The sequence below is a fragment of the Arthrobacter sp. SPT-J7 genome (assembly GCF_059089965.1).
Window position 1 is genome coordinate 80,047 of sequence record NZ_JBNHFF010000012.1, and the last position, 12,657, is coordinate 92,703.

At 66.2% G+C, this 12,657-nt stretch carries 13 protein-coding genes; 5 read left to right on the forward strand and 8 right to left on the reverse strand.

Features of this window, described 5'->3' with window-relative positions:
* The first annotated feature begins 215 nt into the window (after window positions 1-215).
* Window positions 216-677 carry an Lrp/AsnC family transcriptional regulator gene (locus tag AC5RWX_RS16850; RefSeq protein ID WP_493939503.1) on the forward strand — a complete coding sequence of 154 codons (462 nt, stop codon included), beginning with the start codon at window positions 216-218 and terminating at the stop codon, window positions 675-677.
* A 57-nt stretch (window positions 678-734) separates the two neighbouring features.
* Here AC5RWX_RS16850 and AC5RWX_RS16855 read toward each other — a convergent pair whose 3' ends face one another.
* The 8 genes from AC5RWX_RS16855 to paaA form a co-directional block, all read right to left on the reverse strand.
* Window positions 735-1,367, reverse strand: coding sequence for a dihydrofolate reductase family protein (locus AC5RWX_RS16855; protein WP_494077210.1), 633 nt, complete (start codon window positions 1,365-1,367; stop codon window positions 735-737).
* Window positions 1,368-1,553: 186 nt separating this feature from the next.
* The gene (locus AC5RWX_RS16860) at window positions 1,554-2,555 is read right to left on the reverse strand and encodes a 2-hydroxyacid dehydrogenase (RefSeq protein WP_494097622.1); all 1,002 of its coding nucleotides are present in this window, start codon (window positions 2,553-2,555) and stop codon (window positions 1,554-1,556) included.
* Between the two features lie 44 nt (window positions 2,556-2,599).
* Complete coding sequence (locus AC5RWX_RS16865; RefSeq protein WP_494097629.1) at window positions 2,600-3,367, reverse strand: enoyl-CoA hydratase/isomerase family protein; 768 nt, start codon at window positions 3,365-3,367, stop codon at window positions 2,600-2,602.
* A gap of 156 nt (window positions 3,368-3,523) precedes the next feature.
* Window positions 3,524-4,678, reverse strand: a complete 1,155-nt coding sequence (paaE, locus tag AC5RWX_RS16870; protein WP_494097623.1) for a 1,2-phenylacetyl-CoA epoxidase subunit PaaE — start codon at window positions 4,676-4,678, stop codon at window positions 3,524-3,526.
* Window positions 4,679-5,215 (reverse strand): 1,2-phenylacetyl-CoA epoxidase subunit PaaD, encoded by a 537-nt coding sequence (gene paaD / locus AC5RWX_RS16875; RefSeq protein WP_493943720.1) that lies wholly within the window; start codon window positions 5,213-5,215, stop codon window positions 4,679-4,681.
* Between the two features lie 36 nt (window positions 5,216-5,251).
* The gene (paaC, locus tag AC5RWX_RS16880; RefSeq protein ID WP_493943721.1) at window positions 5,252-6,079 is read right to left on the reverse strand and encodes a 1,2-phenylacetyl-CoA epoxidase subunit PaaC; all 828 of its coding nucleotides are present in this window, start codon (window positions 6,077-6,079) and stop codon (window positions 5,252-5,254) included.
* Entirely contained in the window at window positions 6,076-6,408 is a 333-nt protein-coding gene (gene paaB, locus AC5RWX_RS16885) for a 1,2-phenylacetyl-CoA epoxidase subunit PaaB (RefSeq protein WP_493939578.1), read from the reverse strand. Before paaB ends, paaC begins: the two co-directional genes overlap by 4 nt.
* 24 nt (window positions 6,409-6,432) lie before the next feature.
* On the reverse strand, window positions 6,433-7,425 hold the full coding sequence (gene paaA / locus AC5RWX_RS16890) for a 1,2-phenylacetyl-CoA epoxidase subunit PaaA (RefSeq protein ID WP_493939497.1): 993 nt from the start codon (window positions 7,423-7,425) through the stop codon (window positions 6,433-6,435).
* Between the two features lie 195 nt (window positions 7,426-7,620).
* On the opposite strand from paaA, the gene AC5RWX_RS16895 reads away from it, so the two are divergent.
* The 4 genes from AC5RWX_RS16895 to AC5RWX_RS16910 all read left to right on the forward strand — a co-directional run bounded on the left by AC5RWX_RS16895 (window position 7,621) and on the right by AC5RWX_RS16910 (window position 12,590).
* On the forward strand, window positions 7,621-9,810 hold the full coding sequence (locus tag AC5RWX_RS16895) for a S9 family peptidase (RefSeq protein ID WP_493939496.1): 2,190 nt from the start codon (window positions 7,621-7,623) through the stop codon (window positions 9,808-9,810).
* 145 nt (window positions 9,811-9,955) lie between these two features.
* The gene (locus AC5RWX_RS16900; protein WP_493939495.1) at window positions 9,956-10,459 is read left to right on the forward strand and encodes a hotdog fold thioesterase; all 504 of its coding nucleotides are present in this window, start codon (window positions 9,956-9,958) and stop codon (window positions 10,457-10,459) included.
* 61 nt (window positions 10,460-10,520) lie between these two features.
* Window positions 10,521-11,858, forward strand: a complete 1,338-nt coding sequence (gene paaK, locus AC5RWX_RS16905) for a phenylacetate--CoA ligase PaaK (protein WP_493939494.1) — start codon at window positions 10,521-10,523, stop codon at window positions 11,856-11,858.
* 102 nt (window positions 11,859-11,960) lie between these two features.
* Window positions 11,961-12,590, forward strand: a complete 630-nt coding sequence (locus AC5RWX_RS16910) for a TetR/AcrR family transcriptional regulator (protein ID WP_493939493.1) — start codon at window positions 11,961-11,963, stop codon at window positions 12,588-12,590.
* The last annotated feature ends 67 nt before the right edge of the window (window positions 12,591-12,657 follow it).

The following is a 12,657-nucleotide window of genomic DNA, read 5'->3' on the forward strand; positions in this document are numbered from 1 at the left end:
GAATCCTGTCGGCCACGGCGGTGTTGCCGCCCTTGCCTGGCCGCCCGACTAAAAAGCGGGCGCCTCTGCCTGAAGAAACTGTGTAGCTTTAGTATGTGATTGGGCTACTTTTCGTATCCACTTCTGCGGAAAAGCATGGATAATTTGTCCGCCCAGTCGTATTGTTGGAGACAAATTGTCAGTGTGAGCTGGATAACCCCACGAGGTGTAGACGTATGGCAGAGAGCGCCGCGGTGAAAGTCCCGCAGTTGGACGAGATTGACCGTCGAATCTTGGCGGAGCTTACTCGGGACGGCCGGCTGTCCGTGACCGCAGTGGCCGAAAATGTTCACATCTCCCGCGCCCACGCCTACTCGCGGATCTCGCGCCTCACCGAGGCCGGCGTGCTGACCAAGTTCACTGCACTGGTGGACCCGATCAAGGCCGGCTTGAAGGCCTCTGCCTACGTGACGTTGAAGCTGCGGCAGCACTCCTGGCGCGAGCTGCGCGAGGCCCTGCGGGCCATCCCCGAGGTGCACCACATTGCCTTGGTCGGCGGGAACTTCGACGTCATCCTGCTGGTCCGCGCGGTGGACAACGTGGACCTGCGCAGGGTCATCTTTGACCAAATCCAGTCCATGCCCGGCATCCTGGACACCCAGACGTTCCTGGTCTTCGAGGACCTGGATACCCGCTAAGCCGGGCCGGCAATCTGGTCAACCGGCGCGATGGCTGACCAGCCGTTGCCCTCGCCGTCAACTGCCCTCGCTCCTGCGCGCCTCCACCTCGTCGATATTGCCGGTCTCGACCTCGCCCGCACGTTCGTAGACCAGCCCCACCGCCCCCTTTTCGAAGGTGCGGGCCGGCCCGGCCAGGCGGAAGGACGCCGGGATGGTGCCGGGGCCAAAAAGCCGCTTCCCGCTGCCCACGGTGAGCGGATACAGCCAGAGATTGAGGCGGTCCACCACGTCCTCGGTGAATAAGGACTGCAGGAGGTCGCCGCTGCCGAATGAGTGCACTTCATCATGCCGTTCGCGCAGGTGTGCCGCCGCCATCGCATGGGGCAATACCGTCGTGCCAGCCCAGGACGGCTCGGTGAGCTTGGTGGACACTACGTACTTCGGCACCGCATTGAACTTCGCGGCGATCGGAGAGTCGTCTCCAGCATTCGGCCAGTAGGCCGCGAAGATGTCGTACGTCTTCCGCCCGAGCAGCAAGGCATCAATACGGTCGATGACGGCGCCCATCGCCGCTCCGGATTCGTCGTCGAAGAACGGCGCCTGCCAGCCGCCATAGCTGAAGCCGTCCTCCCGGTCCTCGTCGACCGCGCCCGGCGCCTGGTACACGCCGTCGAGAGTGAGGAACATGTTGGCCACGATGATGCCCATGGGTCATCCCTCCTCCGGCGCTGGGCGGCTGCCCCGACGCGCCGGTTCCATCCTGCTCGCGCTCAACGGAAGTTGTCCAGCCTCCGGCACGCCGCACCGGTGTTCCAGCGGCGCTCAACCCGCATGCCGACCACGCGGCAAGCGGCACTGCACTCGAGCAAGCGCCGATGCTGCACTCCCGGCCGATCAACCGTCGCTTTGATCTCTGTCGGCTGAGTCGCTCCGGAAGCGTCCCGGTTGCACCAGGTTCTGCGGTGCCTTGCCGCCGGCGACCGCCGCTAATTGCTCCTGGAGGAGGCGGACGATCCGCGGTTCGAACGCCGTGGTGTCGCCGCCCAGATGCGGGGTGATCAGCGCGTTGCCGGAGCGCCACAACGGATGGTCCGGTGGCAGCGGTTCGGGGTCGGTGACATCCAGCGCGCAGTGCAGCCGGCCGGAGACAACTTCGGCGGTCAGGGCGTCCGTGTCCACCACCGCCCCGCGAGCAACGTTGACCACCAGCGCACCGTCCGGGAGGGCTGCCAGTATCGCGGCATCGATTAACCCGTGGGTGGCGTCTGTCAGCGGTGTAATGACGACCAGCACTTCGTGGGAGGCGGCAAGATCCTGCAACTCCGCGGTGCCGTGGATGTGGCCCTCGCTGTCACCGCGTGCGTGGGTCCCGACCCGCGTCAACTGCACTTCGAAGGGCTCGAGACGGCGCGCGATTTCCCGGCCGATGCCGCCCACGCCCACCAGCAGGACTTTCCGGTCGGCCAAGGAGAGCCGACGTTCATGGCGCCACCGTCCCTCCGGTTGGTCGCGCGCGGCAATGTCGATCCCACGCAGCGAGGCAAGCATCAGGCCGACGGCGAGCTCAGCGGTGGAGGCGGCATGCACGCCGGCAGCGCTGGCGATTGCGACGTCCGGACCCACCACCTCGGCGATCCCGTCGACGCCGGTGGTCTGGGTTTGCACCAGCTTGAGGTTTTTCAGCTGGGCCAGGTACGGGAGCGCGCTGGCTGCGTCTGGATACGGCAGCACGACGACGTCGACCTGGTCCAGCTGCGCCCCGTCCGGCTCGCCGTCGACATCCCACGGGACGGCCTTCATCCCGGCGGGAAGCGGCCCCAACGCCGACAGCAAATCCCGGTCCGGGATGGCAACAGTCCAGTCAGCCGTCGTGGCGGCGGTCGGTTTGGCGGTCATATGGCCATCCTGCCAGAACCGGCGAGGCCAGGCAGGAGGCGGCCTCAGCCCTTGAAGACCGGCTTGCGCTTCTCTTGGAAAGCCTTGAAACCTTCAGCGTAGTCGTCGCTCTTGCACAGCCGGCCCTGAGCCACGTTCTCTTCCTCGGTGGCCAGCCACAGGCCCAGCCGCTGGTCGCGGATGTTGGCCACCAGTTCCTTCGACGCACGGAATGCGCCGGTGGCTCCCTGCGCGACCTTGCCCACGATGCCGCGCGTGGTTTCCAGCAGTTCGTCCGCCGGCATCGCGCGGCTGAACAAGCCGGCGCGCACCGCTTCCTCGCCGCTCATCAGCTCGGCTGTGTAGATCAGGTCCAGCGTACGGTGCGCACCGAGCCGCTCGGTGAACAGCCAGTGCCCGCCCGAGTCCAAGGTGGCGCCCAGATTGGCGAACGGCGAGCCGATCTTTGCGTTGTCGGCGACGTACACCACGTCGGTGGCGATCAGCAGGCCAAGCCCGACGCCGAGCGCGGCACCCTGCGCGGCGGCAAACGTGGGAGCCGGGAATTCCGCCATCTTGCGCAGCACCGGGGTAACGACGTGGGAAAGGTAGCCGTAGGCATCGTCAGTGGCAGGATCCACCTGGGAAATGTCGCGGCCGGCGCAGAACCCGCGGCCCTCGCCGCGGAGCAGCAGCGCACGGACGCCGGCGGCAGCGGCGTCGTCGTACGCCTTGCCCAAATCCAGCACCGCCTGCTCATCCAGGGCGTTCATCTTGCCCGGCGCGTTAAGCACCACTTCGGCGACATTGTCCTCGATGGTCAGTTCGATCATGCTCATGCGTGGTTCCTCTCGGGTCGGATCGCGTGGTCTCCACGCGCTCGCTGGCGCTCGCTTGGTCGACCAACGGTAGGCCAGCTGGTTCCGGTGGTCGATGGAGGCGCGCCAGCGCCGAGTAGAGACCGGTCGACCATCGGTTAGAAATCGGTGCTAGGCGTCGTAGTCGACGGTGATTTCTTTGCTGGTCGGGTGGGTCTGGCAAGTGAGCACGTAACCGCGCTCGATCTCGTCCGGCTCCAGCGCGTAGTTCTCCTCCATGGTGAAGGTACCGGAAACCACTTTGGCGCGGCAGGTGCCGCAAACGCCGCCGGCACACGCGAACGGCACGTCCGGACGGACGCGCAGCGCCGCGTTGAGCACCGACTCGCGGGCGTGCTTGGGCGAGGCGACCTTGCCGGTGAGTCCGTCGAGGGTGAAGGTGATGTCGTAGTTGTCCGCGCTGGGGTCCACCTGCACCGGGCGGCCGATGTTGCCCTGCGGCTTGGTCGGCTCGCCGGTGGAGAACAGCTCGTAGCGGACCTTGTCGGCCGGCACGCCGCGCTCGGTCAAGGTGTCGCGGCACAGCTGCACCAGCTCATACGGACCGCACAGGAACCACTCGTCCACGTCGTCGGTCGGCAGCACGTTGTCGAACAGGCTGGTGAGCTTTTCGGCATCGATCCGGCCGGAGAGCAGCGGTGAAATCCGCTGTTCGCGGGAGAGCACATGGTGCAGCGCGAATCGGGTGGGGTACTTGTCCTTCAGGTCTGCCAGTTCCTCCACGAACATCACATCCATGGCGGCTTTGTTCGCGTACACCAGGTCGAACCGGACGTTGCTGTTGGCGGCCAGCACGGTCCGCGCAATCGAAATCACCGGGGTGATCCCGGAGCCGGCGGCGAATGCCACAAAGGTGGCCTCGACGTCGGTGTTGATCTGTTCCGGATGGTTGATTTCCGTCATCTGGTGCTTGGAAATGAACGCACCGGCCGGGCTCATGACGTCCAGCACGTCTCCGGCCTTGAGGTTGTCGTTGGCCCAATTGGAAAACAGGCCGCCGATGTCCCGCTTGATGGCGATACGGATTTCGCCCGGCTTCGGCTCGGCGCAGATGGAGTAGCTGCGGCGGATCTCCTGGTCCTCCAGCGTGGTCCGCAGCGCCACGTACTGCCCGGGCACGTAGTCGAACTGCCCCTGCAGCTCCTCCGGCACAGCGAACGTGACCTCCACGGCCTCGTCGGTGAGCTTGCGGACCTCGGCGACGGACAGTGGGTGGAACGTGCCGCGGCGCTTGGCCGCCGGGGCCTCCGTGGTGGAAGTAGTCATCTAGAGCACCTTGAAGTAGTCGAAGGGTTCGTGGCAGTCATTGCACTGGTACAGCGCCTTGCAGGAGGTGGAGCCGTAGCGGGACAGCTCGCGGGTGTTGAGCGAATTGCAACGCGGGCACTTTACACTCAGTCCCACTTTGACCGGTCCGGTGCGGATGGGCGCGGAGCCCGAGGGCGGCGCGATGCCGTATTCGTTCAGCTTCGCTTTGCCCTCGGCAGTCATCCAGTCCGTGGTCCAGGCCGGGGCCAGCACCAGCTTCACGCGGACGTCGTCGTAGCCTTGGCTTGCCAGGGCGCTGACGACGTCTTCGCTGATGGCATCCATCGCGGGGCAGCCGGAATAGGTCGGGGTGATGGTCACCTCGACAGCCGGCCGGCCGCCGTCGTCGGGTTCATCGAGCACCGACACAGACCGCAGGATTCCGAGGTCCTCGATGGTCAGCACCGGGATCTCCGGATCGCAGACCGTTGCCGCGACATCCCAGACGCGGGCTGCCTCGGTTTCAGCGGGCCGCTGCGCGGTGTTTGTGGACATGAATTGCTCCGTTGTTCCGAAAGGTCCGGCCCGGCGCTACCAGGTGGCGCCGGGATGTTCGCGGGCCAGCACCTGCATTTCGGCCAGCAGGTAGCCCAGATGTTCGCTGTGCTTGACGCGGGTCTTGTCCGTCATCGCGGGCTGGACGTCCGGGACCTCCAGCGTGGCCTCGGCGAAGACCGCGGCAATGTAGGCGTCGAAGCCTTCACGCAGTTCCGAGGGGCGCACGGCAATGCCGTCCAGTCGGTCGATCAGGTCGTCGTCCTCGAACAACTGCTGCACGTATGGCCAGACCGAAGTGAACCCGGCGGCAATGCGGCGGTGCGATTCTTCGGTGCCGTCGCCCAGACGCAGGGTCCACTGCTCGGCGTGGTCGCGGTGGTAGTCCACTTCCTTCACCGACTTGGCGGCGATGGCCGCCAGCGTTGCGTCCTGGGAGTCGACCAGCCGTGAGTACAGTTCGTGCTGGTAGGCGGCAATGATCAGCTGGCGGGCAATGGTCCTGCCGAAGTCGCCGTTGGGCTGTTCCACCAGGTAGCAGGAGCGGAACTCGCTCTCGCCGCGCCAGTAGGCCAGGTCGTCTTCGGTCTTGCCCCACGCGGAACCGGCGTAGGTCAGGAAGGACCGGGCGTGGCCGATCTGGTCGAGTGCGATGTTGCCCAGCGCAACATCTTCTTCCAGTTCGGGCGCGCGGGAGATCCACCAGCCCAGGCGCTGGGCCAAGATCAGGGCGTCGTCCCCGAGCCGCAGCGCGTACTCGGCGACGTCCTCGCTGGCCTTGTTGCCTTCGGTCACTTGCTGGGCGATGTCCTCCGGCCGCAGGGCATTGCCCGGCGTGATCCGGGTCGCGCTTTCACCGCTCACAGGTGCTTCACCCCTTCGCTCTTGGTGTAGTAAGTGGCGTGGCGGTAGTCCTTGCCCTTGGGCGACTCAAAGAATTCACCCTTGGCATCCGGATCGCTGGCGACAATGGCCGACGCCGGCACCACCCAGAGCGAGACGCCTTCGTTGCGCCGGGTGTACAGATCCCGGGCGTTGCGCACGGCCATCTCTGCGTCCGGAGCATGCAGCGAACCTGCGTGCACGTGGGAGAGGCCGCGGGAGGAGCGGACAAAAACTTCCCACAGCGGCCAGGGCTGCTTGTCCGACAATGCCGGGTTCTCCTCGGGCGCTGGCTTGACCGGCCGGGCCATCGAGGTCTGGTCTCCTGTTGCCATTTAGGCCACCTGTGCTTTCTGTGCCTTCTTGGCGGCGTAGGCCGCTGCTGCTTCGCGCACCCAGGCGCCGTTCTCATGTGCCTCGCGGCGGCGTTCCATCCGCTGCGCGTTGCAGGGGCCGCGGCCGGCGAGGACTTCGTAGAATTCGTCCCAGTTGAGTTCGCCGTGCTCCCACATGCCGGTTTCCTCGTTGTAGCGGATCTCGTCGTCCGGCAGCGTCAGGCCCAGGACCTTGACCTGCTCTTGGATCATGCCGACAAACCGCGAGCGCAGCTCGTCGTTGGAGAAGCGCTTGATGTTCCAGGCCATCGACTGCTGCGAGTTCGGCGAATCGGTGTCCGTGGGGCCGAACATCATCAGCGCGGGGGCATAGAAGCGGTTGACCGCATCCTGGGCCATCTGCTTCTGCGCCGGGGTGCCGTTGGCCAGTTCCAGCAGGATCTCGAAGCCCTGGCGCTGGTGGAAGGACTCTTCCTTGCAGATGCGGACCATCGCACGGCCGTACGGACCGTAGGAGGCGCGGCAGAGCGGCACCTGGTTGGCGATAGCGGCGCCGTCGACCAGCCAGCCGATGGCACCCATGTCCGCCCAGCTGTTTGCCGGGTAGTTGAAGATGGAGGAGTACTTGGCCTTGCCCGACATCAGCTGCTCGTTGAGCACGTGGCGCGGGGTGCCGAGCGTCTCCGTGGCGGAGTAGAGGTAGAGCCCGTGGCCGGCCTCGTCCTGCACCTTGGCCATCAGGATGGCCTTGCGCTTCAGGCTGGGGGCGCGCGTGATCCAGTTGGCCTCCGGCTGCATGCCGATGATTTCGGAGTGCGCGTGCTGGGACATCTGCCGGGTCAGCGTCTTGCGGTACTTCTCCGGCATCCAGTCCGCGGGTTCGATCCGGGAATCCTCGGCAATGATCTTGTCAAAGTAGGCCTGTCCGGCCTCGTCCTCAGGGGACGGAACGGCGTGCAACTTCTGGTCGCCGGCGTCGGTCTGCGTTGCCACGATGGTCACCTCACTGTACGTAGTCCGGCCGCGAAATAATTACCGACCGTTCGTTCAGAATATAGTGGTGCCCTCGGGAGCGTCAAGGCTGGAACGGGGCCTGGCCGTGCTCAGGGGCAAAGTTGCTGGGGGCGGCGCTCGTCCACCCTCAGCCGAACCCGACCGGCGCAGGGGCCTGCTCTATATATTGGTGCCATGACGCACTCCGCCGCCGAAACGGCCAACATCTCCCCCGCCGGCCTGCCCGAACCGCCGGTGGCCCGCAAGGTTCCCACCGAGCGCTCCCACCACGGCGATACCTTCGTGGACCACTACGAGTGGCTGCGGGACAAGGAGAACCCGGACGTGGTAGCCCACCTGCAGGCCGAAAACGCCTACACGGAAGCGGTGACGGCGCATCAGCAGCCGCTGCGCGAGGCGATCTTCCAAGAGATCAAGAACCGCACGCAGGAAACGGACCTGTCCGTGCCGGTGCGCAAGGACGGCTGGTGGTACTACGGCCGCATGGAAGAGGGCAAGCAGTACGGCATCCAGTGCCGGGTCCAGGCCTCGGACACCGGCGATCCGGCCGCAGACTGGACTCCGCCGCAGGTGGAGGCCGGCCGGCGGGTCCCCGGCGAGCAGGTCCTGCTGGACGGCAACGCGGAAGCGGAGGGCAAGCCGTTCTTCTCCCTGGGCGGCTCGGCCGTCACCAAGGACGGCAGGCTGTACGCCTACGCCGCGGATTTCGCCGGCGACGAGCGGTTCACCCTGCGGATTAAGGACCTGGAGACCGGCCAACTGCTGGACGACGTCGTGGAGAACGTCTTCTACTCCCTCGCCTTCGACCCCGACGGCAGCCGCGTGTTCTACACGGTGGTGGATGAGTCGTGGCGGCCGTACCAGATCAAGGCGCACACCATCGGCACCACGGTGGACTCCGACGTCGTGATCTATCAGGAAGACGATCCGGCCATGTGGATGGGCTTTGAGCTCTCCGCCGACCGCCGGCATCTAGTGATCGGAATCGGTTGCTCCGAATACTCCGAGACGCGGCTGCTGGACTTCGCCCATCCCGAGGCCGGGCTGCAGACGCTGATCCCGCGCAGCGAGCGGGTGCTCTACGACGCCGAGCCGTTCCTGCTGGACGGCGTGCAGAAGGTGCTGCTCACGCACAACAAGGACGCCGTGAACTCGATGGTCTCGCTGGCCGACCTGTCGGAGTTCTCCCGGCCGCTGGACGCGCAGCACTGGGACACGGTGGTGGAGCACGACGACGGGGTGCGGGTCAACGGCGCGGGCGTCACCTCCACGCACATGGTGCTGTCGATCCGCAAGGACACCATTGAACGAGTGCAGGTGCTGCCCTTGGCCGGCCTGGGAACCGAGACCCAGGCAGCGCCGGTGGAACCGGACTTCGACGAGGAGCTGTTCACCGCAGGCGTGGGCGGATCCGACTACGAGGCGCCGGTGATCCGGCTGGCCTACACCTCATTCCTGACCCCGCCCCGGATTTATGACTATGAGCTGGCCACCGGCACGCTGCACCTGCGCAAGGAAACGCCGGTGCTCGGCGGCTACGACCCGGCCGACTACCGGGCCGACCGGGAGTGGGCCACCGCGGCCGACGGCACGAAAATCCCGCTCTCGGTGGTCCGCAAGGCCTCGGTGCAGCGCGACGGCAGCAACCCGGCCCTGATCTACGCCTACGGCAGCTATGAAGTCAGCATGGATCCGGCCTTCAGCACGGCGCGGCTGTCGCTGTTGGATCGCGGCGTGGTCTACGTGGTGGCCCATGTGCGCGGCGGCGGCGAGATGGGCCGGCACTGGTATGACGACGGCAAGAAACTGCGCAAGAAGAACACCTTCACCGACTTCGTGGACGCCACCGACTGGCTGGCGTCCTCCGGCTGGGCGGACCCGGCGCGGATTGCAGCGATGGGCGGCTCGGCCGGCGGGCTGCTGATGGGCGCTATCGCCAACCTGGCCCCGGAGAAGTACGCGGCGATCGTGGCTCAGGTGCCGTTCGTGGACGCCCTGACCTCTATCCTGGATCCGGACCTGCCGCTCTCGGCGCTGGAGTGGGAGGAATGGGGCAACCCGATCACCGACCCCGAGGTCTACGACTACATGAAGTCGTACAGCCCGTACGAGAACGTGCGGCCGGCGGCCTACCCGAAAATCGCGGCAGTGACCAGCTTCAACGACACACGGGTGCTTTACGTCGAACCGGCCAAATGGGTCGCGGCCCTGCGGGAGACCGGAACCGGGTCGGAACCGATCGTACTCAAGACCGAAATGGACGCCGGCCATGGCGGCGCTTCCGGGCGGTACGAGGCCTGGAAGGACCGGGCGTGGGATTACGCTTTCGCCCTCGATGCGATCGGCGCCACGGAGCTGGCCTAGCTCCGGTACGGCAGCACCGTCCGCATCCCGAGGGTGCCGGCCCCGGCCACCCGTCCCCGCTCCCTGCACCCTCGGGCCCGTCTTGACTTGGATCACAAATCAGGATTACCTAATGAACATTCGGTATTAAAAGCAAGGGGCCTCCATGACGGACATCGACGTCGACACTTCCCGTGACAATCCGGCCGACGGCAACGGGCTGCAGCCGGGAGAGCGACCCATGCATCCCGCCTTTGTCGGCGACCAGGCCGCCCAGTGGATGGGCGTGGAAGTCGTCAAGGCGGAGTTTGGCGACGTCGTCATCCAGATGCGGCTGCGCGAGGAAATGCTCAACGGCTTCGGCATGGCGCAGGGCGGCATGGTGTTCGCCTTCGCCGACGTGGCCTTCGCGCTGGCGTGCAACGACCCGGACGGCGACGGCAGCACCATCACGGTGGCGTCCGGCGTCGACGTGAATTTCCTCAACCCCGGATTCGCCGGCCGGCTGCTGACCGCCAACGCCCGGCTGGTCAACCAGACCGGACGCAGCGGACTGTATGACATCACCGTCACGCAGGAGAACCCGAACGGCGGCGCCGACGTGCTCCTCGAATTCCGTGGCCGTTCCCGCACCGTCCCCAACCCTGCACGCAAACCCTCCGCCCCCTGACCCCGCCGCCCCCAGCCACCCGCCGAGCAGCACAGCCCGACCCGCATCAAAGGACCGTTCCATGACGACCACCACCGGCACCAAAGCCCGCAAGACCACTCCCGCCGCCGAGGACACCCTCGACCCCGAGGAGCTGATGAGCCGGGACGAACTGGAGGCCCTGCAGCTGCAGCGTCTGCAGCACACCGTCGCCTATGCCTACGAGCGGGTGGCGATGTACAAGAAGAAGTTCGACGACGCCGGTGTGCGCCCCGAGGACCTCAAGGAACTGTCTGACCTGGCCAAGTTCCCGTACACGGACAAGGAAGACCTGCGCAAGGCCTACCCGTTCGGCATGTTCGCCGTGCCGCAGCAGGAAGTGGCCCGCATCCACGCCTCCTCCGGCACCACCGGCCGCGCCACCGTGGTCGGCTACACCCGCAAGGACATCCAGAACTGGGAGACGCTGTTCGCCCGTTCCATCCGCGCCTCCGGCGTCAAGAAGGGCTGGAAGGTCCACAACGCCTACGGCTACGGCCTGTTCACCGGCGGACTCGGCGCCCACTACGGTGCGGAGAAGCTTGGCTGCACGGTGATCCCGATGTCCGGCGGCCAGACCGAGAAGCAGATCCAGCTGATTCAGGACTTCGAACCGGACGCCATCCTCTGCACCCCCACGTACTTGCTGACCATCGTGGACGCGATGGAGCGCGCCGGACTTGACCCGGCCAAGACGTCCCTGAAAGTGGCCGTGCTCGGTGCCGAACCCTGGACCGACGAGATGCGCCACGAGTTGGAGTCCAAGCTGGACATCGATGCTTGCGACATCTATGGGCTGTCCGAGGTGATGGGCCCGGGCGTGGCCGGTGAATGCGTGGACTTCAAGGACGGCTCCACCATCTGGGAGGACCACTTCCGCCCCGAGATCATCGACCCGCTGAACGATGCGGTGCTGGACGACGGCCAGCAAGGCGAACTGGTGTTTACCTCGCTCACCAAGGAAGCCATGCCGGTGATCCGTTACCGCACGCACGATCTCACCCGGCTGCTGCCCGGCACCGGCCGCCCGAACATGCGCCGCATCGGCCGGATCACCGGGCGTTCGGACGACATGATCATCCTGCGCGGCGTGAACCTCTTCCCCACCCAGATCGAGGAGATCGCCCTTCGCATCCCCGGCCTGAGCCCGCACTTCCAACTGGAGATTACCCGGCCCAACCGGATGGACGAGCTGACGGTCAAGATTGAACGCCGCGAGGACTGCACCGCTGCCATGGCAACCGAAGCGTCGCGCGAGCTGCAACGCCAGATCAAGATCCACGTGGGTTCCAGCTGCAAGATCGTGGTCGCCGACCCCGGCTCCCTGGCCCGCTCCAGCGGAAAGCTGCGCCGGGTCTACGACCTGCGCGACAACGGCTGACGGAGCCAGCACCTACGGATCCACGCGCGACGGCGGGTGTCGGGCTTGGCCAGGCACCCGCCGCACGCATTACCGACCTAACGGTCGTGGGAGAATAGAACAATGGTGAAGTCAAAGGCCCAGGAGACAGTTCGCCGCGGCCGCCCGGGCTACGACCAGCAGTCGGTGCTGAACGTCGCCGTTGGCGTCTTCAACAAGCACGGCTACGAGGCCACCTCGATGGGCATTCTCGCCGAGAACCTGGGCATCTCCAAGAGCGCCATCTACCACCATGTTCCGTCCAAGGGCGACCTGCTGCGGCTGGCCCTGGAAGAAGCGCTGGGCAGCTTGGAAGCCGTCCTGGAAAACCCATCGGCATCTGCCGGCCGGGCCGACGCCCGGCTGGAGTTCGTGCTGCGCGGAACCGTACAGGTCCTGTGTGACAAGCTCCCCTATGTGACCCTGCTGCTGCGGCTGCGCGGCAACACCGAGATCGAGCGCGATGCGCTGGAGCGCCGCCGGGCGTTCGACCATGCGGTCGCCGATTTGGTGGATGCGGCCCGCACCGAAGGGTCCCTCCGAGGTGACATCGACCCGCGGATCACGGCGCGGCTGCTCTTCGGCACCATCAACTCCATCGTCGAATGGTACAAACCGGGCGGTCCGCTGTCGCCGCAAAAGCTCGCCGACGACCTGATCGCCATGGTGTTCGACGGTCTGCACCTGCCGGCTGCCGCCCGCGTGATCGCCTGATCCACGCGCCCCTGCCCCATCCCGGCAGCCGCCCCGGCCGGTCCGCTGCAGGCTGTTTCCATTGGAC